The organism is Burkholderia sp. Z1 (assembly GCF_014893795.1).
GTDB lineage: Bacteria > Pseudomonadota > Gammaproteobacteria > Burkholderiales > Burkholderiaceae > Burkholderia > Burkholderia theae.
Window position 1 is genome coordinate 298,434 of sequence record NZ_JACFYL010000001.1, and the last position, 25,493, is coordinate 323,926.

Below are 25,493 nucleotides of genomic sequence, written 5' to 3' on the forward strand. Positions count from 1 at the left end.
CGCTTATCGGCTGTAAATTAAAGACAGACTCAGGGGTCTGTAGCTCAGTCGGTTAGAGCACCGTCTTGATAAGGCGGGGGTCGTTGGTTCGAATCCAACCAGACCCACCATTGTCTGACGTGTCGGTGATCGTTAGCGCTTTAGCGCTTACGAGTACCCCAAGCCGACCGGCTAACACCTGAGGATCTCTGTATATGGGGGCATAGCTCAGCTGGGAGAGCACCTGCTTTGCAAGCAGGGGGTCGTCGGTTCGATCCCGTCTGCCTCCACCAATCTTCAATGACAAATATTCGAATGAAGTTTGTTCGAGTCTTTGTCATTGGCGATTGAGCCAGTCAGAGTGATACGTAGTACGTATCGGCTGTCGTTCTTTAACAATCTGGAAGAAGTAAGTAATTTGGATAGCGGAAGCGTCTATGAGATGGGCGTGAAAACTATCCGGGTTGTGATTGTATCGATGTATCTCAAGATGATTCGAACTCTATGTTTGACTCAATTGGAATACGGCACAACGCGAAAACTCAACCTGTAACGACTGTCGGAGAGACAGACTCGTTATAGGGTCAAGCGAACAAGTGCATGTGGTGGATGCCTTGGCGATCACAGGCGATGAAGGACGCGGTAGCCTGCGAAAAGCTACGGGGAGCTGGCAAACGAGCTTTGATCCGTAGATGTCCGAATGGGGAAACCCACTCCTTTTGGAGTATCCATGGCTGAATACATAGGCCATGCGAAGCGAACGCGGTGAACTGAAACATCTAAGTAACCGCAGGAAAAGAAATCAACCGAGATTCCCAAAGTAGTGGCGAGCGAAATGGGATGAGCCTTGTACTCTTTATTTGTATTGTTAGCCGAACGCTCTGGAAAGTGCGGCCATAGCAGGTGATAGCCCTGTAGGCGAAAACAGTATGAAAGAACTAGGTGTACGACAAGTAGGGCGGGACACGTGAAATCCTGTCTGAAGATGGGGGGACCATCCTCCAAGGCTAAATACTCGTGATCGACCGATAGTGAACCAGTACCGTGAGGGAAAGGCGAAAAGAACCCCGGGAGGGGAGTGAAATAGATCCTGAAACCGCATGCATACAAACAGTCGGAGCCTCGTAAGGGGTGACGGCGTACCTTTTGTATAATGGGTCAGCGACTTACGTTCAGTAGCAAGCTTAACCGTATAGGGCAGGCGTAGCGAAAGCGAGTCCGAATAGGGCGTTCAGTTGCTGGGCGTAGACCCGAAACCAAGTGATCTATCCATGGCCAGGATGAAGGTGCGGTAACACGTACTGGAGGTCCGAACCCACTAACGTTGAAAAGTTAGGGGATGAGCTGTGGATAGGGGTGAAAGGCTAAACAAACTTGGAAATAGCTGGTTCTCTCCGAAAACTATTTAGGTAGTGCCTCGTGTCTCACCTTCGGGGGTAGAGCACTGTCATGGTTGGGGGGTCTATTGCAGATTACCCCGCCATAGCAAACTCCGAATACCGAAGAGTGCAATCACGGGAGACAGACATCGGGTGCTAACGTCCGGTGTCAAGAGGGAAACAACCCAGACCGCCAGCTAAGGTCCCCAAATATAGCTAAGTGGGAAACGAAGTGGGAAGGCTAAAACAGTCAGGAGGTTGGCTTAGAAGCAGCCACCCTTTAAAGAAAGCGTAATAGCTCACTGATCGAGTCGTCCTGCGCGGAAGATGTAACGGGGCTAAGCTATATACCGAAGCTGCGGATGCGTGCTTTGCACGCATGGTAGGAGAGCGTTCTGTAAGCCTGCGAAGGTGTCTCGGAAGGGATGCTGGAGGTATCAGAAGTGCGAATGCTGACATGAGTAGCGATAAAGGGGGTGAAAGGCCCCCTCGCCGTAAGCCCAAGGTTTCCTACGCAACGTTCATCGGCGTAGGGTGAGTCGGCCCCTAAGGCGAGGCAGAAATGCGTAGCTGATGGGAAGCAGGTCAATATTCCTGCACCATTGTTAGATGCGATGGGGGGACGGATCGCGGAAGGTTGTCCGGGTGTTGGAAGTCCCGGTCGCTGCATTGGAGAAGGCGCTTAGGCAAATCCGGGCGCGGAATTCAAGGGTGTGGCGCGAGCTCCTTAGGGAGCGAAGCAATTGGAAGTGGTTCCAAGAAAAGCCTCTAAGCTTCAGTCTAACGATGACCGTACCGCAAACCGACACAGGTGGGCGAGATGAGTATTCTAAGGCGCTTGAGAGAACTCGGGAGAAGGAACTCGGCAAATTGGTACCGTAACTTCGGGATAAGGTACGCCCTTGTAGCTTGATGCCCCTGCGGGCAAAGGGTGAAGGGGTTGCAATAAACTGGTGGCTGCGACTGTTTAATAAAAACACAGCACTCTGCAAACACGAAAGTGGACGTATAGGGTGTGACGCCTGCCCGGTGCCGGAAGATTAAATGATGGGGTGCAAGCTCTTGATTGAAGTCCCGGTAAACGGCGGCCGTAACTATAACGGTCCTAAGGTAGCGAAATTCCTTGTCGGGTAAGTTCCGACCTGCACGAATGGCGTAACGATGGCCACACTGTCTCCTCCCGAGACTCAGCGAAGTTGAAGTGTTTGTGATGATGCAATCTACCCGCGGCTAGACGGAAAGACCCCATGAACCTTTACTGTAGCTTTGCATTGGACTTTGAACCGATCTGTGTAGGATAGGTGGGAGGCTATGAAACCGGAACGCTAGTTTCGGTGGAGCCGTCCTTGAAATACCACCCTGGTTTGTTTGAGGTTCTAACCTTGGCCCGTGATCCGGGTCGGGGACAGTGCATGGTAGGCAGTTTGACTGGGGCGGTCTCCTCCCAAAGCGTAACGGAGGAGTACGAAGGTACGCTAGGTACGGTCGGAAATCGTGCTGATAGTGCAATGGCATAAGCGTGCTTAACTGCGAGACCGACAAGTCGAGCAGGTGCGAAAGCAGGTCATAGTGATCCGGTGGTTCTGTATGGAAGGGCCATCGCTCAACGGATAAAAGGTACTCTGGGGATAACAGGCTGATACCGCCCAAGAGTTCATATCGACGGCGGTGTTTGGCACCTCGATGTCGGCTCATCTCATCCTGGGGCTGTAGCCGGTCCCAAGGGTATGGCTGTTCGCCATTTAAAGAGGTACGTGAGCTGGGTTTAAAACGTCGTGAGACAGTTTGGTCCCTATCTGCCGTGGGCGTTGGATATTTGAAGGGGGCTGCTCCTAGTACGAGAGGACCGGAGTGGACGAACCTCTGGTGTACCGGTTGTCACGCCAGTGGCATCGCCGGGTAGCTATGTTCGGAAGAGATAACCGCTGAAAGCATCTAAGCGGGAAACTCGCCTTAAGATGAGATATCCCTGGGGACTAGATCCCCTTGAAGGGTCGTTCGAGACCAGGACGTTGATAGGTCAGGTGTGTAAGCGCAGTAATGCGTTCAGCTAACTGATACTAATTGCCCGTAAGGCTTGATCCTATAACAAGTCTGTTTCGACAGCCGTTAGCGCTTCAGCGCTTACGGATGTCGAACGTCGAGTGCAAGGCACTCGGCGTACGACGGTTGAAGTACCGCGTACGTGTGAGATACAACCTCACAACCCCAAAATTACTGCTTCTTCCCGATTGGTCGCGCTGCGAAGCAGCGCGACAACCCTCTTTGCCTGATGACCATAGCGAGTCGGTCCCACCCCTTCCCATCCCGAACAGGACCGTGAAACGACTCTACGCCGATGATAGTGCGGATTCCCGTGTGAAAGTAGGTAATCGTCAGGCTCCCTAAGCCAAGAACCCCCGCCCGAAAGGCGGGGGTTTTTGCATTGGTGCGCCGGAAATGTGCGCGCCGGCGAAGGACGGTGCGGCCCGAACTGGCGCTTCGATGGCGTTGATTCAGTCCGGAGCCGGCCACCCACGCGGTTGGCGAAACGTGCTCGGAGCACTCCGGTCGGCCACGCAACAACAACTCGCGCTGCCGAGACCTACATCTTCCTATCCACCCCACTGTTCGCAGCGACAGCGATCGAGTCGGCAGCCAGGCCGATTACACTCGCCAACTCCTACGCTGCAATCCTCCGTCACGGATTTGTTCGTCGTCGGGCTTGGCCTGATGTGGCGTCCCCTCGCGGCTCAATGATCGGCTATCTTGCTCCGTTCAATGCCATACTGAACGCATCATCTGCCAAAATTGCTATTCTGCGGCTGCATCGCATGCCGGCGCCCTTGGCGCGGTTCGCATGAGCCAGGTGTCGTGTGCCGCACGTGCCCAGCTTTCAGCATGTTTTTGACGTGAGCTCAGAACGGTTGTTACCAGTTGAAGCCGCGCGACCGAACTTTGCCAGGGCCAGCGCCGTGTTGCTATCAAGCTGCGTTCTTGACTCAATTCCACCCATCATCATTGAAACCGACCTCATTCGAGGCCGGGCCAGGGGCGTGCGCAGCTCGCTGCAAAAAATCTCGATCTTGGCGCCAACCGCGACGCGAGAGAGCTCGCGGGCAAGGCCGCCATCAGAAGTCGGCGCTGTTCCTTCTGACGAGCACGGGTTGTCCGTCTCGCAACACGTAGATCTCTTCGATGAGCGAATAGGCGGTGCCGCCGAAACAGTCTCGCCCTTCACCCATCAACGCGAAGTGCGTGCCGCCTGCGTCGACGCCGGTCGATCGCACCGTGCACGCGGTACTCGGATCACTGAGTGCGGAATGCTCGGCTGGCGGAAACCGGCGCGTCGTGTTCCGGTCGTGATCCCGAGTCAGCACGAGCATTGCCGGGCAACGCGTGGCGGACGTTGACGACTGATCGTCGCATGTCAGTTTCCCGGCCTCGTCGTACGTATGGGACGTGGCGAAAGCGCCCGCGTCGAACCCGACGCAGATTCCGTCGTTCAGCTGCGCGAGGCGGGCATCGTACGGGCATGCGGGATGCCGTGTGTACGCCGCGGATTCGCTGCGATACGCGGACCAGATGCTGACGTTGGTCGGTTTGCACGACGGGGCGACGCAACGAGTGCCGCACTGCAGGACATTCGCCGCGATGGCGGCGCCGAGGTTTCGGGGCACCCCAGGGCGTGGGCGCATGTCGTCGCCTAGCAATGGCTGCAGCACGCCGAGGCAGGCTGGGCTGCCGGACTCGTCTTGAGGCGGGTCATCTCGGGCGCCCGCGGCGATCAGGTACGCGGAGGCGTCGCTGAGTAGCCACGCATAGGCGATCGCATCCTGATTCATTGGGCGCACCGAAGGCGAATCAAGGCGCGTCGATTCCAGACATCCGGCATCGAGCGCCGGCTTCAACCGGTCGTACGCTGCGAGCGCCGCGACTGCCTTTGAGCGTCCCGCGGCGTGGCTTTGCGATCGTGCTCGAGCGGCACCAGGCATCAGCCGGGCCGGCGGCATGTGCGGTCAAGGCCATGAAAGCCGTCACAAGAGCAAGCAGGCGCATGAGGATTGGAGCCGGGAGCGGGCAGGTGACCCGGGATGGTATCGCGCGTGCCGCAGAAGTCGGCAAAAACAGGGCGGGGCGACCAGGAACCCGTGCCGAAAGTACAGTCGCAATGTCCGGTGCGGATGCCGGAGTGCTCACGAGCCAATGCTATTGCGCGTGCCGGCCATTGGGCGTGACCAGGCGTCGCCGCGGTACCCGGCAATGGGCTCGTGCCATCCATCGATAACCGAGCTGAAGCCCCGCGAACACCGAAGAAGAGGTCGCCGGAGCTGTCCGGCACGAAATTTGCGGAAATTTTGTGCTTACCCGCTTGGCATTGTGCGCTGGAGGCCTTATGATGGCGGTCTTTCGTTTTTAGCGCAGATGAAGTTTGGCGCTGGAAACGGAGTCTGACGAAGATGTGGCGCCGATCGGCAACATCGCGTGCTTGCCTTAGCCGGGCAAGGGGCGAAGATCGGTGGCGGAGCAAGTGTTGGGAAGAGAGTGAAAATAATCTTCCGGATGTGCTTGACAGGAGTGCGATGCACCCCCATAATCGTCAGTTCTCTACGGAGGGGTGCCCGAGTGGCTAAAGGGGGCAGACTGTAAATCTGTTGGCTTACGCCTACGTTGGTTCGAATCCAACCTCCTCCACCAAGAACATCAGCTGAAAGAGCGGTAGGGAATCGTTAGTCGCCCGTGCGGGTGTAGCTCAATGGTAGAGCAGAAGCCTTCCAAGCTTACGACGAGGGTTCGATTCCCTTCACCCGCTCCAGACCGTGAAGTTGAAGCGTAAAAGCGCCCATGTGGCTCAGTGGTAGAGCACTCCCTTGGTAAGGGAGAGGTCGGCAGTTCGATCCTGCCCATGGGCACCAGCAGTACAAGTCAGTGTCTGTTTGCGCGCGGCGCAACCTGTGAAATTCCTTTTGGGAGTCGAAAATGGCCAAGGGTAAATTTGAGCGGACCAAGCCGCACGTGAACGTTGGTACGATTGGTCACGTTGACCACGGCAAGACGACGCTGACGGCAGCGATCACGACGGTGCTGACGAAGAAGTTCGGCGGCGAAGCGAAGGCATACGACCAGATCGACGCGGCACCGGAAGAAAAGGCGCGCGGCATCACGATCAACACGGCACACGTCGAGTACGAAACGGCTAACCGCCACTACGCACACGTCGACTGCCCGGGCCACGCTGACTATGTGAAGAACATGATCACGGGCGCGGCACAGATGGACGGCGCGATCCTGGTTTGCTCGGCAGCAGACGGCCCGATGCCGCAAACGCGTGAGCACATCCTGCTGGCGCGTCAGGTTGGCGTTCCGTACATCATCGTGTTCCTGAACAAGTGCGACATGGTGGACGACGCTGAACTGCTCGAGCTGGTCGAGATGGAAGTTCGCGAACTCCTGTCGAAGTACGACTTCCCGGGCGACGACACGCCGATCGTGAAGGGTTCGGCGAAGCTGGCGCTGGAAGGCGACACGGGCGAGCTGGGCGAAGTGGCGATCATGAGCCTGGCCGATGCGCTGGACACGTACATCCCGACGCCGGAGCGTGCAGTTGACGGCGCGTTCCTGATGCCGGTGGAAGACGTGTTCTCGATCTCGGGCCGTGGCACGGTGGTGACGGGTCGTATCGAGCGCGGCGTCGTGAAGGTCGGCGAAGAAATCGAAATCGTCGGTATCAAGCCGACGGTGAAGACGACCTGCACGGGCGTTGAAATGTTCCGCAAGCTGCTGGACCAAGGTCAAGCAGGCGACAACGTTGGTATCCTGCTGCGCGGCACGAAGCGTGAAGACGTGGAGCGTGGCCAGGTTCTGGCGAAGCCGGGTTCGATCACGCCGCACACGCACTTCACGGCTGAAGTGTACGTGCTGAGCAAGGACGAAGGCGGCCGTCACACGCCGTTCTTCAACAACTACCGTCCGCAGTTCTACTTCCGTACGACGGACGTGACGGGCTCGATCGAGCTGCCGAAGGACAAGGAAATGGTGATGCCGGGCGACAACGTGTCGATCACGGTGAAGCTGATTGCCCCGATCGCGATGGAAGAAGGTCTGCGCTTCGCAATCCGCGAAGGCGGCCGTACGGTCGGCGCCGGCGTCGTCGCCAAGGTCATCGAGTAAGCCAGTTATTCGTTGATCGACAGTTTTGGGGCTGGCAACAGCCGGCCCCAACATGGTTTAGGGGTATAGCTCAACTGGCAGAGCGTCGGTCTCCAAAACCGAAGGTTGGGGGTTCGATTCCCTCTGCCCCTGCCAAAAAATAGCCACGTGTCCTACGTGGCATTTGTTTTAAGGTGTTATGGCGAATCCATCCGTCGAAACTGTAAATACCTCCGGCGATAAGCTGATGCTGGCCCTGGGCGTATTGTTGGTCTTGGCCGGATTCGTGGGCTTCTTCTGGCTGGCCAATCAGCAGTGGTATGTCCGCGGTGCCGCGTTGGCGGTAGGTATCATCGCCGGCGTGGCCGTCGGGCTCATGTCCGCACCTGGCAAAAGCCTCATCGCCTTTGCCAAGGATTCGTACAAGGAAGTCCGGAAGGTCGTGTGGCCTACCCGCAAGGAAGCGACGCAAACCACACTCGTCGTGTTCGGTTTCGTGCTCGTAATGGCGATTTTCCTCTGGTTGAGTGACAAATCGATCGAATGGGTGATTTTCTCGGCGATTCTGGGTTGGAAATGATATGAGCGATACTCCGGCATCCCCGAGCGGAAAACGTTGGTACGTCGTGCACGCCTACTCCGGTATGGAGAAGAGCGTGCAACGCGCGCTTCAGGAGCGCATCGAACGTGCTGGCATGCAGGATAAATTCGGTCAGATCCTGGTTCCGACCGAAGAAGTGGTCGAAGTCAAAGGCGGCCACAAGGCTGTGACCGAGCGTCGTTTCTTCCCCGGCTACGTGCTGGTGGAAATGGAAATGACGGACGAAACGTGGCACCTCGTGAAGAACACCGCGAAGGTCACCGGTTTCGTCGGCGGTGCGCGTAACCGCCCGACCCCGATTTCCCCGAAGGAAGTCGAGAAGATCATGTCGCAGATGCAGGAAGGCGTCGAAAAGCCGCGCCCGAAGACCCTGTTCGAAGTTGGCGAGATGGTGCGTGTCAAGGAAGGTCCTTTCACGGACTTCAACGGCACCGTCGAGGAAGTCAACTACGAAAAATCGCGCGTGCGTGTGTCGGTCACCATCTTTGGCCGCTCAACACCGGTCGAACTCGAGTTCGGTCAGGTCGAAAAAGTTTGATCCCGATTCGGTGGGCAGCCTTGGCTGCCCACCTTCGCGCTTACGGTCCGCGTTATGGCCGTTGAGGAGCGTCAGTAGCCAGCGGCGAAAGCGCGTTATCACTCACCGAACGTCGTCTGGCGTTCCAACGAGGTTTACAAATGGCAAAGAAAATTGTCGGCTTTATCAAGCTGCAGATTCCTGCAGGTAAAGCCAACCCGTCGCCGCCGGTCGGTCCGGCACTGGGCCAGCGCGGCCTGAACATCATGGAGTTCTGCAAGGCGTTCAACGCGCAGACTCAAGGCATGGAGCCGGGTCTGCCGGTGCCGGTGGTCATCACGGCATTCGCTGACAAGAGCTTCACGTTCGTGATGAAGACGCCGCCGGCGACCGTCCTGATCAAGAAGGCGGCGAAGGTGGACAAGGGCTCGAGCAAGCCGCACACCGACAAGGTCGGTTCGATCACGCGCGCTCAAGCTGAAGAAATCGCGAAGACCAAGATGCCGGACCTTACGGCAGCTGATCTGGACGCAGCCGTTCGCACCATCGCTGGTAGCGCACGCTCGATGGGCATCACTGTGGAGGGCGTGTAAATGGCTAAGATCTCCAAGCGCCGTCAGGCATTTGCCGCCAAGGTTGATCGTCAGAAGCTGTACGCGATCGAAGACGCACTGAGCCTCGTGAAGGAATGCGCGAGCGCGAAGTTCGACGAGTCGATCGACGTCGCAGTTCAGCTCGGCATCGATGCGAAGAAGTCGGACCAGGTCGTTCGTGGTTCGGTCGTTCTGCCGGCCGGTACGGGCAAGTCGGTTCGCGTTGCGGTGTTCGCGCAAGGCGAGAAGGCCGAGCAAGCGCGTGCAGCAGGCGCGGAAATCGTCGGTATGGAAGACCTGGCAGAGCAGATCAAGGCTGGCCAGATGGACTTCGACATCGTGATCGCTTCGCCGGACACGATGCGTATCGTCGGTACGCTGGGTCAGATCCTCGGCCCGCGCGGCCTGATGCCGAACCCGAAGGTCGGTACGGTCACGCCGGACGTCGCAACCGCCGTCAAGAACGCGAAGGCTGGTCAGGTGCAATTCCGTGTCGACAAGGCCGGTATCATCCACGCGACCATCGGCCGTGCATCGTTCGAGCCGACCGCGCTGCGTTCGAACCTGTCGGCGCTGATCGAAGCGCTGCAGAAGGCGAAGCCGGCAACGAGCAAGGGCGTGTACCTGCGCAAGATCGCACTGTCGAGCACGATGGGCGTCGGCGTGCGTGTCGACCAGGCTACGCTGGCAGCACAGTAAGCAAGTATTCGGGCCGCTTCGCTCGCGAAGCGGCCTTCATGGGCTTTGGGCGGTTGTTCGTGCGGTAAGGCGGGCAACCGGTTATCAAAGACCGTTGGTGGGGCGCAGCAGGCAGGCGATCCCTTAATTCAAGCCAACGCAGATGGCGAACCCGAAAAAGTTTTGCAGTGGTGAAGCCGCAGGCCGCGAAGCGATTCGCGGTGTGAGGTGGAAATACTCCTAACGAGGTCGGACGCCGTTGTTGAACGAGGTACGTGAGGTTTCGGCCATGCCGGCCGCGCCGAACGTATCGTTTCTGGAGGCTAACCGTGCCGCTTAATAGAGAAGACAAGCAAGCCGTCGTCGCTGAGGTTTCCGCGCAAGTCGCGAAGGCCCAGACCGTTGTGCTGGCTGAGTATCGTGGAATTGCGGTTGGCGATCTGACCAAGCTGCGCGCGCAAGCGCGTGAGCAACAGGTTTACCTGCGCGTGTTGAAGAACACGCTGGCGCGTCGCGCTGTTGAAGGTACGCCGTTTGCTCCGCTGGCAGAGCAGATGACTGGCCCGTTGATCTACGGCATCTCGGAAGATGCAATTGCTGCTGCTAAGGTCGTCAACGACTTCAGCAAGAGCAATGACAAGTTGGTCATCAAGGCTGGTTCGTTCGATGGCAAGGTGATGGACAAGGCTGGCGTGCAAGCGCTGGCAAGCATCCCGAGCCGCGAAGAACTGCTCTCGAAGCTGCTGTTCGTTATGCAAGCGCCTGTTTCGGGCTTCGCGCGTGCACTCGCCGCGCTGGCCGAGAAGAAGCAAGCGGAAGCTGCGTAATCGAGCGTGCATCAGCGTCATTGATCGCTGGCTGTATCCGAATTCAATTTAGGAGTATTTCAAATGGCAATCGCAAAAGAAGACATCCTGGCAGCAGTCGAAGGGATGACCGTTCTGGAACTGAACGAACTGGTCAAGGCATTCGAAGAGAAGTTTGGCGTGTCGGCAGCTGCAGTGGCAGTCGCTGGCCCGGCAGGCGGCGGCGCTGCTGCTGCTGCTGAAGAAAAGACCGAATTCACGGTCGTTCTGGCTGAAACCGGTAGCAACAAGGTCAGCGTCATCAAGGCCGTTCGCGAACTGACGGGCCTGGGCCTGAAGGAAGCGAAGGACCTGGTTGACGGCGCACCGAAGCCCGTCAAGGAAGGCGTCGACAAGGCTGCTGCTGACGAAGCCAAGAAGAAGCTGGAAGAAGCAGGCGCGAAGGTCGAAATCAAGTAAGTTTCGACGCGCTGTGCGAAGGCTGGCGGTATTTTCACCGCCGGCCTTTTTGTGCTTTGTGGGGACGTTATTCTGGCACTCATTCGGGAGCCCGAATAATTGGCCCCAGAAGCCAAAGATAACCGTCTAATCGTTGTCATTGGTCACGATTGGCGTTTCTCTTTGTCTTCTGAAGCGACTGCAGAAGGCAAGTTTGGTCGGGTAGCGGGCAACACAGGCATCCGCTGCCGTCAGCCAGCGGTTGGTAGCGGCCAACCACCAAGCTTCTCGGCTCGTTCAAGCCGTCGGACGGCCATCGGGTCTCAGTCGGTGAACACTCGGGTTTGAAACGTCCAGGTATTCCGCCTCGATAGCACCCGCCGTGATTCGGAGATCGTATGCAATATTCCTTCACCGAGAAGAAGCGCATTCGCAAGAGTTTCGCGAAGCGCCCCATCGTTCACCAAGTTCCGTTCTTGCTGGCTACCCAGCTTGAATCATTCAGCACGTTTCTGCAAGCCGATGTGCTGGCGACGCAACGCAAGCCTGAAGGTTTGCAGGCCGCCTTCACATCGGTATTTCCCATTGTTTCGCACAACGGTTTCGCGCGCCTCGAGTTCGTGAGCTATGCGCTGTCCTCGCCGGCATTCAACATCAAGGAATGCCAGCAGCGTGGCCTGACGTACTGCTCCGCGCTGCGCGCGAAGGTCCGCCTTGTCATCCTCGACAAGGAATCGCCGAACAAGCCGGTCGTCAAGGAAGTGAAGGAGCAGGAAGTGTACATGGGCGAAATTCCGCTCATGACGCCGACGGGCTCGTTCGTCATCAACGGCACCGAGCGTGTCATCGTCTCGCAGCTGCACCGTTCGCCGGGCGTGTTCTTCGAACACGACAAGGGCAAGACGCACAGCTCGGGCAAGCTGCTGTTCTCGGCACGGATCATTCCGTACCGCGGCTCGTGGCTCGACTTCGAATTCGATCCGAAGGACATCCTGTACTTCCGCGTCGACCGTCGCCGCAAGATGCCGGTCACGATCCTGCTGAAGGCCATCGGCCTTACGCCGGAACAGATCCTCGCGAACTTCTTCGTTTTCGACAACTTCACGCTGATGGACGAAGGCGCGCAACTCGAGTTCGTGCCCGAGCGCCTGCGCGGTGAAGTCGCGCGTTTCGACATCACGGATCGCGACGGCAAGGTCATCGTCCAGAAGGACAAGCGGATCAACGCGAAGCACATTCGCGACCTCGAAGCCGCGAAGACCAAGTTCATCTCGGTGCCGGAAGACTATCTGCTCGGCCGCGTGCTGGCGAAGAACGTCGTCGACGGCGATACCGGCGAAGTGATCGCGAGCGCGAACGACGAAGTCACGGAAAGCGTGCTCGAGAAGCTGCGCGAAGCGGGCATCAAGGACATCCAGACGCTCTACACGAACGATCTGGACCAGGGCCCGTACATCTCGTCGACGCTGCGTGTCGACGAAACGACCGACCGCACCGCTGCGCGCATCGCGATCTACCGCATGATGCGTCCGGGCGAGCCGCCGACCGAAGAAGCGGTCGAGGCACTGTTCAATCGTCTGTTCTACAGCGAAGAAGCGTACGACCTGTCGAAGGTCGGCCGCATGAAGTTCAACCGCCGCGTCAGCCGTGACGAGATCACCGGCCCGATGACGCTGCAGGACGACGACATTCTCGCGACGATCAAGATCCTCGTCGAGCTGCGCAACGGCAAGGGCGAAGTGGACGATATCGACCACCTCGGCAACCGTCGTGTGCGTTGCGTCGGCGAACTGGCGGAAAACCAGTTCCGCGCAGGTCTCGTGCGTGTCGAGCGCGCGGTCAAGGAACGCCTCGGCCAGGCCGAAAGCGAAAACCTGATGCCGCACGACCTGATCAACTCGAAGCCGATTTCGTCGGCGATTCGCGAGTTCTTCGGTTCGTCGCAGCTTTCGCAGTTCATGGACCAGACCAACCCGCTGTCGGAAATCACGCACAAGCGCCGTGTTTCCGCACTGGGCCCGGGCGGTCTGACGCGCGAGCGCGCAGGCTTTGAAGTCCGCGACGTGCACCCGACCCACTATGGCCGCGTGTGCCCGATCGAAACGCCGGAAGGTCCGAACATCGGCCTGATCAACTCGCTCGCACTGTATGCGCACCTGAACGAGTATGGCTTCCTCGAGACGCCGTACCGCAAGGTCGTGGACAGCAAGGTGACCGACCAGATCGACTACCTGTCGGCGATCGAGGAAGGCCGCTACATGATCGCGCAGGCGAACGCCGCGATCGACGAGAACGGTCAGCTGATCGACGAACTCGTGTCGTCGCGTGAAGCCGGCGAAACGATGATGGTCACGCCGGACCGTATCCAGTACATGGACGTGGCGCCGTCGCAGATCGTGTCGGTTGCAGCCTCGCTGATTCCGTTCCTCGAGCACGACGATGCGAACCGTGCACTGATGGGCTCGAACATGCAGCGTCAGGCCGTGCCGTGTCTGCGTCCGGAAAAGCCGGTCGTCGGTACGGGCATCGAGCGCACTTGTGCGGTCGACTCGGGCACGACGGTTCAGGCGTTCCGCGGCGGCGTCGTCGACTATGTCGACGCAGGCCGTATCGTGATTCGCGTGAACGACGACGAAGCGGTCGCAGGTGAAGTCGGTGTCGACATCTACAACCTGATCAAGTACACGCGTTCGAACCAGAACACGAACATCAACCAGCGTCCGATCGTGAAGATGGGCGACAAGGTCTCGCGCGGCGACGTGCTGGCCGACGGCGCCTCGACGGACCTGGGCGAGCTCGCGCTCGGCCAGAACATGCTGATCGCGTTCATGCCGTGGAACGGCTACAACTTCGAGGATTCGATCCTGATCTCGGAGAAGGTCGTGGCCGACGATCGCTACACGTCGATCCACATCGAAGAGCTGAACGTCGTTGCACGCGACACGAAGCTCGGGCCGGAAGAAATCACGCGCGACATCTCGAACCTGGCGGAAGTCCAGCTCGGCCGTCTCGACGAATCGGGCATCGTGTACATCGGTGCGGAAGTCGAAGCGGGCGACGTGATGGTCGGCAAGGTCACGCCGAAGGGCGAGACCCAGCTGACGCCGGAAGAGAAGCTGCTGCGCGCGATCTTCGGCGAGAAGGCATCGGACGTGAAGGACACGTCGCTGCGCGTGCCGTCGGGCATGAGCGGTACCGTGATCGACGTCCAGGTGTTCACGCGTGAAGGCATCCAGCGCGACAAGCGTGCGCAACAGATCATCGACGATGAACTGAAGCGCTACCGTCTCGACCTGAACGACCAGCTGCGCATCGTGGAAGGCGACGCGTTCCAGCGTCTCGCGCGCATGCTCGTGGGCAAGGTCGCGAACGGCGGTCCGAAGAAGCTCGCGAAGGGCACGAAGATCGACCAGGCTTACCTGGAAGACCTCGACCACTACCACTGGTTCGACATCCGCCTGGCGGACGACGAGGCAGCGGCGCAGCTCGAAGCGATCAAGAACTCGATCGAGGAAAAGCGTCACCAGTTCGACCTCGCGTTCGAAGAGAAGCGCAAGAAGCTCACGCAAGGCGACGAACTGCCGCCGGGCGTGCTGAAGATGGTCAAGGTGTACCTCGCGGTGAAGCGCCGTCTGCAGCCTGGCGACAAGATGGCAGGCCGTCACGGTAACAAGGGTGTCGTGTCGAAGATCGTCCCGATCGAAGACATGCCGTACATGGCCGATGGCCGTCCGGCAGACGTCGTGCTGAACCCGCTCGGCGTGCCGTCGCGGATGAACGTGGGTCAGGTTCTGGAAGTGCACCTCGGCTGGGCCGCGAAGGGTCTCGGCTGGCGTATCGGCGAAATGCTGCAGCGTCAGGCGAAGATCGAGGAAATGCGCGTGTTCCTGACGAAGATCTACAACGAGTCGGGCCGCCAGGAAGATCTGGAAAGCTTCACCGACGACGAGATCCTCGAACTCGCGCGGAACCTGCGTGAAGGCGTGCCGTTCGCAACGCCGGTGTTCGACGGTGCGACCGAGGAAGAAATGGGCAAGATGCTCAATCTGGCCTTCCCGGACGACATCGCGGAACAGCTCGGCATGAACCCGTCGAAGAACCAGGTCCGTCTGTACGACGGCCGCACGGGTGAAATGTTCGAACGTCGCGTGACGCTTGGCTACATGCACTACCTGAAGCTGCACCACTTGGTCGACGACAAGATGCACGCGCGTTCGACGGGCCCGTACTCGCTCGTCACGCAGCAGCCGCTGGGCGGCAAGGCACAGTTCGGTGGCCAGCGTTTCGGTGAAATGGAAGTGTGGGCACTCGAAGCGTACGGCGCGTCCTACGTGCTGCAGGAAATGCTGACGGTGAAGTCGGACGACGTGAACGGCCGGACCAAGGTCTATGAGAACCTGGTCAAGGGTGATCACGTCATCGATGCAGGCATGCCGGAATCCTTCAACGTGCTCGTGAAGGAAATCCGCTCGCTCGGTATCGACATCGATCTCGACCGCAATTAATCGGACTACGGAGAGAAAGCAATGAAAGCTCTGCTCGATCTATTCAAGCAAGTCCAACAGGAAGAAGTTTTCGACGCGATCAAGATCGGTCTGGCTTCGCCTGACAAGATCCGTTCGTGGTCGTTCGGCGAAGTGAAGAAGCCGGAGACCATCAACTACCGTACGTTCAAGCCGGAACGCGATGGTCTCTTCTGCGCGAAGATCTTCGGGCCGATCAAGGACTACGAGTGCCTGTGCGGCAAGTACAAGCGTCTGAAGCACCGCGGCGTGATCTGCGAGAAGTGCGGCGTCGAAGTGACGCTGGCGAAGGTGCGTCGCGAACGCATGGGCCACATCGAACTGGCCTCGCCGGTCGCGCACATCTGGTTCCTGAAGTCGCTGCCGTCGCGTCTGGGCATGGTGCTCGACATGACGCTGCGCGACATCGAACGCGTGCTGTACTTCGAAGCATATGTGGTGATCGAACCGGGCATGACGCCGCTGAAGGCGCGGCAGATCATGACCGAAGAGGATTACTACAACAAGGTCGAGGAATACGGCGACGAATTCCGTGCCGAGATGGGCGCGGAAGGCGTGCGTGAACTGCTGCGCGCGATCAACATCGACGAGCAGGTCGAGACGCTGCGCACCGAGCTGAAGAACACCGGCTCGGAAGCGAAGATCAAGAAGTACGCGAAGCGCCTGAAGGTCCTCGAGGCATTCCAGCGCTCGGGCATCAAGCCCGAGTGGATGATCCTCGAAGTGCTGCCGGTGCTGCCGCCGGAACTGCGTCCGCTCGTGCCGCTGGACGGCGGCCGTTTCGCGACGTCGGACCTGAACGACCTGTATCGCCGCGTGATCAACCGTAACAACCGGTTGAAGCGTCTGCTCGAGCTGAAGGCGCCTGAAATCATCGTCCGCAACGAAAAGCGGATGCTGCAGGAAGCCGTCGACTCGCTGCTCGACAACGGTCGTCGCGGCAAGGCGATGACGGGCGCGAACAAGCGTCCGCTGAAGTCGCTCGCCGACATGATCAAGGGCAAGGGCGGTCGTTTCCGTCAGAACCTGCTGGGCAAGCGCGTCGACTACTCGGGCCGTTCGGTCATCGTGGTCGGCCCGACGCTGAAGCTGCACCAGTGCGGTCTGCCGAAGCTGATGGCGCTCGAGCTGTTCAAGCCGTTCATCTTCAACAAGCTGGAAGTGATGGGCGTCGCGACGACCATCAAGGCTGCGAAGAAGGAAGTCGAGAACCAGACGCCGGTGGTGTGGGACATCCTCGAAGAGGTGATCCGCGAGCACCCGGTGATGCTGAACCGTGCGCCGACGCTGCACCGTCTCGGTATCCAGGCGTTCGAGCCCGTGCTGATCGAAGGCAAGGCAATTCAGCTGCACCCGCTCGTCTGCGCGGCGTTCAACGCCGACTTCGACGGTGACCAGATGGCCGTTCACGTGCCGCTGTCGCTCGAAGCGCAGATGGAAGCGCGCACGCTGATGCTTGCGTCGAACAACGTGCTGTTCCCGGCCAACGGCGATCCGTCGATCGTGCCGTCGCAGGATATCGTGCTGGGTCTGTACTATGCGACCCGCGAAGCGATCAACGGCAAGGGCGAAGGCCTGTCGTTCACGGGCGTGTCGGAAGCGATCCGCGCGTACGAGAACAAGGAAGTCGAGCTCGCATCTCGCGTCAACGTGCGGATCACCGAAATGGTCCGCAACGAAGACAAGTCGGAAGGCGCGCCGGAATTCGTACCGAAGATCTCGCTGTACGCGACGACCGTCGGCCGCGCGATCCTGTCGGAGATCCTGCCGCACGGCCTGCCGTTCTCGGTGCTGAACAAGCCGCTGAAGAAGAAGGAAATCTCGCGCCTGATCAACACGGCGTTCCGCAAGTGCGGTCTGCGTGCGACGGTGGTGTTCGCCGACCAGCTGATGCAGTCGGGTTTCCGTCTCGCGACGCGCGCCGGCATTTCGATCTGCGTGGACGACATGCTCGTGCCGCCGCAGAAGGAAACGATCGTCGGCGACGCCGCGAAGAAGGTGAAGGAATACGACCGCCAGTACATGTCGGGTCTCGTCACGTCGCAAGAACGCTACAACAACGTGGTCGACATCTGGTCGGCGACGTCGGAAGCGGTCGGCAAGGCGATGATGGAGCAGCTGTCGACGGAGCCGGTGACGGACCGCGACGGCAACGAGACGCGCCAGGAGTCGTTCAACTCGATCTACATGATGGCCGACTCGGGCGCCCGGGGTTCGGCGGTGCAGATTCGTCAGCTGGCCGGTATGCGTGGCCTGATGGCGAAGCCGGACGGCTCGATTATCGAGACGCCGATTACCGCGAACTTCCGTGAAGGCCTGAACGTGTTGCAGTACTTCATCTCGACCCACGGTGCACGTAAGGGTCTGGCTGATACGGCACTGAAGACCGCGAACTCGGGTTACCTGACGCGTCGTCTGGTCGACGTCACGCAGGATCTGGTGGTGGTCGAGGACGATTGCGGTACGTCCAACGGCGTCGCCATGAAGGCGTTGGTCGAAGGCGGTGAAGTCGTCGAAGCGCTGCGTGACCGTATCCTCGGTCGCGTGACGGTGGCTGACGTCGTCAATCCGGAAACGCAGGAAACGCTGTACGAAACGGGCACGTTGCTCGACGAAGACGCGGTCGAAGAAATCGAACGCCTCGGCATCGACGAAGTGCGCGTGCGTACGCCGCTGACTTGCGAAACGCGCTACGGTCTGTGCGCAGCCTGCTATGGTCGCGACCTGGGCCGTGGCTCGTCGGTCAACGTCGGCGAAGCAGTCGGCGTGATCGCGGCACAGTCGATCGGCGAACCGGGCACGCAGCTGACGATGCGTACGTTCCACATCGGTGGTGCGGCATCGCGTGCGGCAGTGGCTTCGTCGGTTGAAGCGAAGAGCAACGGTATCGTGCGCTTCACGGCCACGATGCGCTACGTCACGAACGCGAAGGGCGAGCAGATCGTCATTTCCCGTTCGGGCGAAGCGATGATCACCGACGACTTCGGTCGTGAGCGCGAGCGTCACAAAGTGCCGTACGGCGCGACGCTGCTGCAGCTCGACGGCGCAACCATCAAGGCCGGCACGCAGCTCGCCACGTGGGATCCGCTGACGCGTCCGATCATCACCGAGTACGGTGGTACGGTGAAGTTCGAGAACGTCGAGGAAGGCGTGACGGTCGCGAAGCAGATCGACGACGTGACCGGCCTGTCGACGCTGGTCGTGATCGACGTGAAGCGTCGCGGTTCGCAGGCTTCGAAGAGCGTGCGTCCGCAGGTGAAGCTGCTCGACGCGAACGGCGACGAAGTCAAGATTCCGGGCACGGAGCACGCAGTGCAGATCGGCTTCCAGGTCGGCGCACTGATCACCGTGAAGGATGGCCAGCAGGTGCAGGTCGGTGAAGTGCTCGCACGTATCCCGACCGAAGCGCAGAAGACGCGTGACATTACCGGCGGTCTGCCGCGGGTGGCGGAACTGTTCGAAGCGCGTTCGCCGAAGGATGCCGGCATTCTGGCGGAAGTCACCGGCACGACGTCGTTCGGTAAGGACACGAAGGGCAAGCAGCGTCTCGTCATCACGGATCTCGAGGGCAATCAGCACGAGTTCCTGATCGCGAAGGAAAAGCAGGTGCTGGTCCACGATGCTCAGGTCGTCAACAAGGGCGAAATGATCGTGGACGGTCCGGCCGATCCGCACGACATCCTGCGTCTGCAGGGTATCGAGGCGCTGTCGCGCTACATCGTCGACGAAGTGCAGGACGTGTATCGTCTGCAGGGCGTGAAGATCAACGACAAGCACATCGAGGTGATCGTTCGCCAGATGCTGCGTCGTGTGCAGATCACCGACAACGGCGATACGCGCTTCATCCCGGGCGAACAGGTCGAGCGTTCCGACATGCTGGACGAGAACGATCGCATGATCGCCGAGGACAAGCGTCCGGCTTCGTACGACAACGTGCTGCTCGGTATCACGAAGGCATCGCTGTCGACCGACTCGTTCATCTCCGCGGCATCGTTCCAGGAAACGACCCGCGTGCTGACCGAAGCGGCGATCATGGGCAAGCGCGACGATCTGCGTGGCCTGAAGGAAAACGTGATCGTCGGCCGTCTGATTCCGGCCGGTACGGGTCTCGCGTTCCACAAGGCACGCAAGGCGAAGGAATCGTCGGATCGCGAGCGTTTCGACCAGATCGCAGCGGAAGAAGCGTTCGACTTCGGCACGCCGAGCGCGCCGGCAGCCGAAGAGCCGCAACAGCACCCGGCAGCCGAGTAAGCGCGGGCGGCGCGAGCCGCCTCGCCTCGCTGTCATCGAAACCGCCCGGTTCTGCCGGGCGGTTTTTTTTATCCGTCGTTCCCGTGCATGACGCGCCTGCGCAACGCCGGCTCAGGCCGCTGCAGGCGCGTCATGCACGGGAACGAACCCTGTCCGATTGGCCAACATTGCACGATTCGCCACGCGTCGTGCGAGCGGGTTGTTAAACTTGCGGTCATCGTTCTGCCGTCCTCGTTCTCATTCATGTCCCGCGCCCTCGAAATTCTCGACGAAGTTTTTGGTTATTCCGCATTTCGCGGCCAGCAGGGCGAGATCGTCGAACACGTCGCCAGCGGCGGCGATTGTCTCGTGCTGATGCCCACCGGCGGCGGCAAGTCACTGTGCTACCAGATTCCGGCGCTGCTGCGCCGCGAGACCGGGCAGGGTGCCGGCATCGTCGTGTCGCCGCTGATCGCGCTGATGCAGGATCAGGTCGCCGCGCTGCGTGAAGTCGGCGTGCGCGCGGCATACCTGAATTCGACGCTGTCGGGCGCCGAAGCCGCGGCGACCGAGCGCGCGCTGCGCGAAGGCGAGATCGACCTGCTGTACGTCGCGCCCGAACGGCTGATGACGGGGCGGTTCCTCGAGTTGCTCGAACGCGCGAAGATCGGCCTGTTCGCGATCGACGAAGCGCACTGCGTGTCGCAATGGGGGCACGATTTCCGTCCGGAATACATCCAGCTGTCGGTGCTGCACGAGCGGTTCCCGTCGGTGCCGCGCATCGCGCTGACTGCCACCGCCGACGAAATCACGCGCGACGAGATCATCCATCGTCTCGCGCTCGACGACGCGCGCGTGTTCATATCGAGCTTCGATCGCCCGAACATCCGCTACCGGATCGTCGAAAAGGACAACGCGCGTTCGCAACTGCTCGACTTCATCCGCGCCGAACACACGAACGCCGACGGCACGACGGATGCAGGCGTCGTCTATTGCCTGTCGCGCCGTAAGGTCGAGGAAACGGCCGAGTGGCTGAAGGCGCAGGGCGTGCGCGCGCTGCCTTATCACGCGGGCATGGAGTTCGAGGTGCGGCAGAAGCACCAGGAAATGTTCCAGCGCGAGGAAGGTGTCGTGATGTGCGCGACGATCGCATTCGGCATGGGCATCGACAAACCCGACGTGCGCTTCGTCGCGCACCTGGACCTGCCGAAGAGCGTCGAAGGCTACTACCAGGAAACGGGCCGCGCGGGCCGCGACGGGATGCCGGCGAATGCGTGGATGGCGTATGGCCTCGGCGACGTCGTCCAGCAACGCAAGATGATCGAGGAGTCCGATGCGGACGACGCCCACAAGCGCGTTCAGACGTCGAAGCTCGACGCGCTGCTCGGGCTGTGCGAGACGATCTCGTGCCGCCGCGTGCGGCTGCTGAACTACTTCGGCGAAGAGAGCCGGCCGTGCGGCAACTGCGACACGTGCCTCGAGCCGCCCGATTCGTGGGACGCAACGCGCGAGGCGCAGATGGCGCTGTCGTGCGTGTTCCGCGCGCAGCGCGCGAGCGGCTTCAATTTCGGCTCCAGCCACCTGATCGAGATCCTGCGCGGCGGGCGTACCGAGAAAGTGTTGCAGCGCGGCCACGACCAGCTCACGACGTTCGGGATCGGCGCGTCGCTGTCGGAACCCGAATGGCGCGCGATTTTCCGGCAGCTGGTCGCGTACGGCTACCTGGCCGTCGATCACGGCGGCTTCGGCGCGCTCGTGCTGACCGAGGCCGCGAAGCCCGTGCTGAAGAACGAGGAAAAGGTCACGCTGCGCCGCTACGTGAAGCCGCAACGCACCCGTCAGTCGTCGAGCCGCAGCGGCACGCGCGTCGATCCGACGGCCGGCATGGGCACGCGGGAGCGCGCACGGTGGGATGCGCTGCGCGCGTGGCGCGCGGAAACCGCGAAGACGGACGGCGTGCCGGCCTACGTGATCTTCCACGACGCGACGCTCGCGGAAATCGCGCGCAACGCACCGGAGTCGATCGACGACCTGCGCCATATCCCCGGCATGGGCGTGCGCAAGCTCGAGCGCTTCGGCGACGAGATCATCGACGTGGTCGAATCGGCCTGACACAGGTGTTCCGACCCTTCCGGTAAACCACGCGGCTGCCCAGTAAATCACGCAAGCCGTTGACTTGGTTGGTATTTCCGGAATATTATGCTGGGTTCCGGTATTCGGTGGGTCAGGTCGCGTTCCAAGGTTCGCGTCCGTTTCGCCGGCCCGGAAGTCAACTGTGCGTCGATTCTCGCTTTGCCCGAAATCGATGCGCGGATTTTGTTCAATTTCAGGAATAAACAATGCCAACCATCAACCAACTGGTTCGCAAAGGCCGTCAGTCGGAAACGACGAAGAGCAAGAGCCCGGCCTTGCAGGACTGCCCCCAGCGTCGCGGCGTGTGCACCCGTGTGTACACGACGACGCCGAAGAAGCCGAACTCGGCACTCCGTAAGGTCGCCAAGGTTCGTCTGACGAACGGCTTCGAAGTGATTTCGTACATCGGCGGTGAAGGCCACAACCTGCAGGAACACTCGGTTGTGCTGATCCGCGGCGGCCGTGTGAAGGACTTGCCGGGTGTGCGTTACCACATGGTTCGCGGCTCGCTGGATACCCAGGGCGTCAAGGATCGTAAGCAAGCGCGCTCGAAGTACGGCGCGAAGCGTGCAAAGGCTGCGAAGTAAGCAGTTTTTGATCAAGGATCGCCGTAGGGCGGTCGAGGCGGGAGTGCCGGATTGCCGGTGCTGTCGAGTAAGTGGTCACCCGGCCAAGCTGGTTAGTCTTGAAGATGTGATCGGGTTTGTTGGTGGCCGCGGGGCTGGATCCAGCTCCAACTGAACAAGTAAAGGAAGAATCATGCCGCGTCGTCGCGAAGTCCCCAAGCGGGAAGTGTTGCCGGATCCGAAGTTCGGTAACGTTGATGTAGCCAAGTTCATGAACATGCTGATGCTGTCCGGCAAGAAGTCGGTCGCAGAACGCATCGTTTATGGCGCATTCGAACAGATCCAGACCAAGGGTGGCAAGGACCCGCTGGAAGTGTTCACGGTTGCGCTCAACAACGTGAAGCCGGTGGTCGAAGTGAAGAGCCGTCGCGTTGGTGGTGCCAACTATCAAGTTCCGGTCGAAGTGCGCCCGTCGCGTCGTATGGCATTGGCGATGCGCTGGCTGCGTGAGGCTGCGAAGAAGCGCAGCGAGAAGTCGATGGCTCTGCGCCTGGCAGGTGAACTCTCCGAAGCGGCCGAAGGCCGTGGCGGCGCGATGAAGAAGCGCGACGAAGTTCACCGCATGGCAGAAGCCAACCGCGCGTTCTCGCATTTCCGTTTCTAAGCGCCTGGCTGGGCTTTTTCGGAAATAAATTCCGGGCGGGTGCGCTTTTCAGGCGCCTCGCCCGTTTGTGTTGAAGCGCGATGCAGCAGGGCTGCGTCGCGCCATCCCAGTAGAGGATCAAAGTGGCTCGCAAGACTCCTATCGAGCGCTACCGCAATATCGGTATTAGCGCTCACATCGACGCCGGCAAAACGACGACGACCGAGCGCATTCTGTTTTACACCGGTGTGAACCACAAGATCGGTGAAGTCCACGACGGCGCAGCCACGATGGACTGGATGGAGCAGGAACAGGAGCGTGGCATCACGATCACGTCCGCTGCTACCACGGCCTTCTGGAAGGGCATGGGCGGCAACTATCCGGAACACCGCATCAACATCATCGACACCCCGGGCCACGTCGACTTCACGATCGAAGTGGAACGTTCGATGCGCGTGCTCGACGGCGCGTGCATGGTGTACTGCGCAGTGGGCGGCGTGCAGCCGCAGTCGGAAACGGTGTGGCGCCAGGCGAACAAGTACAAGGTGCCGCGTCTCGCGTTCGTCAACAAGATGGACCGTACCGGCGCGAACTTCTTCAAGGTCTATGACCAGCTCCGTCTGCGCCTGAAGGCAAACCCGGTTCCGGTCGTGGTGCCGATCGGCGCGGAAGAAGGCTTCAAGGGCGTCGTCGACCTGATCAAGATGAAGGCGATCATTTGGGACGAGGCGTCGCAAGGCACCAAGTTCGACTACGTGGACATCCCGGCGGAACTCGCCGACACGTGCAACGAATGGCGCGAAAAGATGGTCGAGGCGGCTGCAGAGTCGAACGAAGACCTGATGAACAAGTACCTGGAAGCAGGCGAGCTGTCGGAAGCCGAGATCGTGAAGGGTCTGCGTGACCGTACGATCGCGTGCGAAATCCAGCCGATGCTGTGCGGTACCGCGTTCAAGAACAAGGGCGTGCAGCGTATGCTCGACGCCGTGATCGATTTCCTGCCGTCGCCGGTCGATATTCCGCCGGTTACGGGCGAACTCGAAAACGGCGAGAAGACGGAGCGCCGTGCTGCCGACGACGAGAAGTTCGCGGCACTCGCGTTCAAGATCATGACCGACCCGTTCGTCGGCCAGCTGATCTTCTTCCGCGTCTACTCGGGCGTCGTCAATTCGGGTGACACGCTGCTCAATGCGACCAAGGACAAGAAGGAACGTCTCGGCCGTATTCTGCAGATGCACGCGAACCAGCGCGAAGAAATCAAGGAAGTTCGCGCAGGCGACATCGCTGCTGCGGTCGGCCTGAAGGAAGCGACCACGGGCGACACGCTGTGCGATCCGGCACATCCGATCGTGCTCGAGCGCATGATTTTCCCGGAGCCGGTGATTTCGCAGGCGGTCGAGCCGAAGACGAAGGCTGACCAGGAAAAGATGGGCCTGGCGCTCAACCGTCTTGCTCAGGAAGATCCGTCGTTCCGCGTGCAGACCGACGAAGAATCGGGTCAAACGATCATTTCGGGCATGGGCGAGCTCCACCTCGAAATTCTCGTCGACCGGATGAAGCGTGAATTCGGCGTGGAAGCGACCGTCGGCAAGCCGCAGGTGGCATACCGCGAAACCATTCGCAAGTCGGCCGCGGACGTCGAAGGCAAGTTCGTCAAGCAGTCGGGCGGCCGTGGTCAGTATGGTCACGCAGTCATTACGCTCGAGCGCAGCGAACTGGGCAAGGGCTACGAGTTCATCGACGCGATCAAGGGCGGCGTGATTCCGCGCGAATACATTCCGTCGGTTGACAAGGGTATCCAGGAAACGCTGAAGAGCGGCGTGCTGGCAGGCTTCCCGGTTGTCGACGTGAAGGTCACGCTGACGTTCGGTTCGTACCACGACGTCGACTCGAACGAAAATGCGTTCCGCATGGCCGGTTCGATGGCGTTCAAGGAAGCAATGCGCCGCGCTGATCCGGTTCTGCTCGAGCCGATGATGGCCGTGGAAGTGGAAACGCCGGAAGACTTCATGGGTAACGTGATGGGTGACCTGTCGGGTCGCCGCGGCATCATCCAGGGCATGGATGACATGGTTGGCGGCGGCAAGATCGTGCGCGCCGAAGTGCCGTTGTCGGAAATGTTCGGCTACTCCACGTCGCTGCGTTCGCTGACGCAAGGTCGCGCAACGTACACGATGGAGTTCAAGCACTACGCTGAAGCTCCGAAGAACGTTGCCGAAGCGATCATCAGCGCGAAGTCGAAGTAATTCGCTATCACAATCGATTATTTTTGAAAGAA

14 protein-coding genes, 6 tRNA genes and 2 rRNA genes are annotated in these 25,493 nt (G+C 60.0%); 21 read left to right on the forward strand and 1 reads right to left on the reverse strand.

The genetic code is table 11. The features are described 5' to 3' along the window. Nucleotides 1-33 precede the first annotated feature (33 nt). The 4 genes from H3H55_RS01325 to rrf all read left to right on the forward strand — a co-directional run bounded on the left by H3H55_RS01325 (nt 34) and on the right by rrf (nt 3,739). A tRNA-Ile gene (locus H3H55_RS01325) sits at nt 34-110 on the forward strand. A gap of 86 nt (nt 111-196) precedes the next feature. Then, nucleotides 197-272: transfer RNA gene (locus H3H55_RS01330), tRNA-Ala, on the forward strand. Nucleotides 273-561: 289 nt separating this feature from the next. Further along, nucleotides 562-3,443, forward strand: a 23S ribosomal RNA gene (locus H3H55_RS01335). 183 nt (nt 3,444-3,626) lie between these two features. Beyond that, nucleotides 3,627-3,739 (forward strand): 5S ribosomal RNA (gene rrf, locus H3H55_RS01340). A 729-nt stretch (nt 3,740-4,468) separates the two neighbouring features. Here the strand turns inward: rrf and H3H55_RS01345 are convergent. Further along, a complete protein-coding gene (locus tag H3H55_RS01345; RefSeq protein ID WP_193097482.1) occupies nt 4,469-5,182 on the reverse strand; it encodes a hypothetical protein in 714 nt (237 codons plus the stop codon). 767 nt (nt 5,183-5,949) lie between these two features. On the opposite strand from H3H55_RS01345, the gene H3H55_RS01350 reads away from it, so the two are divergent. From H3H55_RS01350 to fusA, 17 genes are all read left to right on the forward strand, one after another. Beyond that, nucleotides 5,950-6,035 (forward strand) — tRNA-Tyr (locus H3H55_RS01350). 44 nt (nt 6,036-6,079) lie between these two features. After that, nucleotides 6,080-6,153, forward strand: a tRNA-Gly gene (locus H3H55_RS01355). Between the two features lie 25 nt (nt 6,154-6,178). Further along, nucleotides 6,179-6,253, forward strand: a tRNA-Thr gene (locus tag H3H55_RS01360). 64 nt (nt 6,254-6,317) lie between these two features. Next, a complete protein-coding gene (gene tuf / locus H3H55_RS01365) occupies nt 6,318-7,508 on the forward strand; it encodes an elongation factor Tu (protein WP_129513512.1) in 1,191 nt (396 codons plus the stop codon). A gap of 59 nt (nt 7,509-7,567) precedes the next feature. Further along, nucleotides 7,568-7,643 (forward strand) — tRNA-Trp (locus tag H3H55_RS01370). Between the two features lie 43 nt (nt 7,644-7,686). After that, complete coding sequence (secE, locus tag H3H55_RS01375) at nt 7,687-8,067, forward strand: preprotein translocase subunit SecE (protein WP_006482892.1); 381 nt, start codon at nt 7,687-7,689, stop codon at nt 8,065-8,067. 1 nt (nt 8,068) lies between these two features. Then, entirely contained in the window at nt 8,069-8,626 is a 558-nt protein-coding gene (nusG, locus tag H3H55_RS01380) for a transcription termination/antitermination protein NusG (protein WP_006400672.1), read from the forward strand. Nucleotides 8,627-8,766: 140 nt separating this feature from the next. Further along, complete coding sequence (gene rplK / locus H3H55_RS01385; RefSeq protein ID WP_006753591.1) at nt 8,767-9,198, forward strand: 50S ribosomal protein L11; 432 nt, start codon at nt 8,767-8,769, stop codon at nt 9,196-9,198. Continuing rightward, the gene (gene rplA / locus H3H55_RS01390) at nt 9,199-9,897 is read left to right on the forward strand and encodes a 50S ribosomal protein L1 (protein ID WP_006482906.1); all 699 of its coding nucleotides are present in this window, start codon (nt 9,199-9,201) and stop codon (nt 9,895-9,897) included. Between the two features lie 308 nt (nt 9,898-10,205). Continuing rightward, nucleotides 10,206-10,703 (forward strand): 50S ribosomal protein L10, encoded by a 498-nt coding sequence (gene rplJ / locus H3H55_RS01395; protein ID WP_129513513.1) that lies wholly within the window; start codon nt 10,206-10,208, stop codon nt 10,701-10,703. 63 nt (nt 10,704-10,766) lie between these two features. After that, a complete protein-coding gene (gene rplL / locus H3H55_RS01400) occupies nt 10,767-11,141 on the forward strand; it encodes a 50S ribosomal protein L7/L12 (RefSeq protein ID WP_129513514.1) in 375 nt (124 codons plus the stop codon). Between the two features lie 377 nt (nt 11,142-11,518). After that, on the forward strand, nt 11,519-15,625 hold the full coding sequence (rpoB, locus tag H3H55_RS01405; protein ID WP_129513515.1) for a DNA-directed RNA polymerase subunit beta: 4,107 nt from the start codon (nt 11,519-11,521) through the stop codon (nt 15,623-15,625). A gap of 21 nt (nt 15,626-15,646) precedes the next feature. Beyond that, nucleotides 15,647-19,894 (forward strand): DNA-directed RNA polymerase subunit beta', encoded by a 4,248-nt coding sequence (rpoC, locus tag H3H55_RS01410; RefSeq protein ID WP_129513516.1) that lies wholly within the window; start codon nt 15,647-15,649, stop codon nt 19,892-19,894. Between the two features lie 243 nt (nt 19,895-20,137). Beyond that, on the forward strand, nt 20,138-21,985 hold the full coding sequence (recQ, locus tag H3H55_RS01415; protein WP_129513517.1) for a DNA helicase RecQ: 1,848 nt from the start codon (nt 20,138-20,140) through the stop codon (nt 21,983-21,985). Nucleotides 21,986-22,212: 227 nt separating this feature from the next. Further along, nucleotides 22,213-22,593: a 30S ribosomal protein S12 gene (gene rpsL, locus H3H55_RS01420; RefSeq protein ID WP_006400662.1), complete on the forward strand. Its 381-nt coding sequence runs from the start codon at nt 22,213-22,215 to the stop codon at nt 22,591-22,593. 172 nt (nt 22,594-22,765) lie between these two features. After that, nucleotides 22,766-23,236 (forward strand): 30S ribosomal protein S7, encoded by a 471-nt coding sequence (gene rpsG / locus H3H55_RS01425; RefSeq protein ID WP_006477195.1) that lies wholly within the window; start codon nt 22,766-22,768, stop codon nt 23,234-23,236. A 122-nt stretch (nt 23,237-23,358) separates the two neighbouring features. Then, the gene (gene fusA, locus H3H55_RS01430; protein ID WP_047899581.1) at nt 23,359-25,461 is read left to right on the forward strand and encodes an elongation factor G; all 2,103 of its coding nucleotides are present in this window, start codon (nt 23,359-23,361) and stop codon (nt 25,459-25,461) included. Nucleotides 25,462-25,493: the final 32 nt, after the last annotated feature.

What these genes read in the sequence shown, in the direction of transcription:
- rpoC (WP_129513516.1), top strand. Translation starts at nt 15,647, where the DNA reads ATGAAAGCTCTGCTCGATCTATTCAAGCAAGTCCAACAGGAAGAAGTT.
- rpsL (WP_006400662.1), top strand. Translation starts at nt 22,213, where the DNA reads ATGCCAACCATCAACCAACTGGTTCGCAAAGGCCGTCAGTCGGAAACG.
- rplA (WP_006482906.1), top strand. Translation starts at nt 9,199, where the DNA reads ATGGCTAAGATCTCCAAGCGCCGTCAGGCATTTGCCGCCAAGGTTGAT.
- rpoB (WP_129513515.1), top strand. Translation starts at nt 11,519, where the DNA reads ATGCAATATTCCTTCACCGAGAAGAAGCGCATTCGCAAGAGTTTCGCG.
- rplK (WP_006753591.1), top strand. Translation starts at nt 8,767, where the DNA reads ATGGCAAAGAAAATTGTCGGCTTTATCAAGCTGCAGATTCCTGCAGGT.
- tuf (WP_129513512.1), top strand. Translation starts at nt 6,318, where the DNA reads ATGGCCAAGGGTAAATTTGAGCGGACCAAGCCGCACGTGAACGTTGGT.
- recQ (WP_129513517.1), top strand. Translation starts at nt 20,138, where the DNA reads ATGTCCCGCGCCCTCGAAATTCTCGACGAAGTTTTTGGTTATTCCGCA.
- rplL (WP_129513514.1), top strand. Translation starts at nt 10,767, where the DNA reads ATGGCAATCGCAAAAGAAGACATCCTGGCAGCAGTCGAAGGGATGACC.
- secE (WP_006482892.1), top strand. Translation starts at nt 7,687, where the DNA reads ATGGCGAATCCATCCGTCGAAACTGTAAATACCTCCGGCGATAAGCTG.
- rpsG (WP_006477195.1), top strand. Translation starts at nt 22,766, where the DNA reads ATGCCGCGTCGTCGCGAAGTCCCCAAGCGGGAAGTGTTGCCGGATCCG.
- nusG (WP_006400672.1), top strand. Translation starts at nt 8,069, where the DNA reads ATGAGCGATACTCCGGCATCCCCGAGCGGAAAACGTTGGTACGTCGTG.
- H3H55_RS01345 (WP_193097482.1), bottom strand. Translation starts at nt 5,182, where the DNA reads ATGAATCAGGATGCGATCGCCTATGCGTGGCTACTCAGCGACGCCTCC.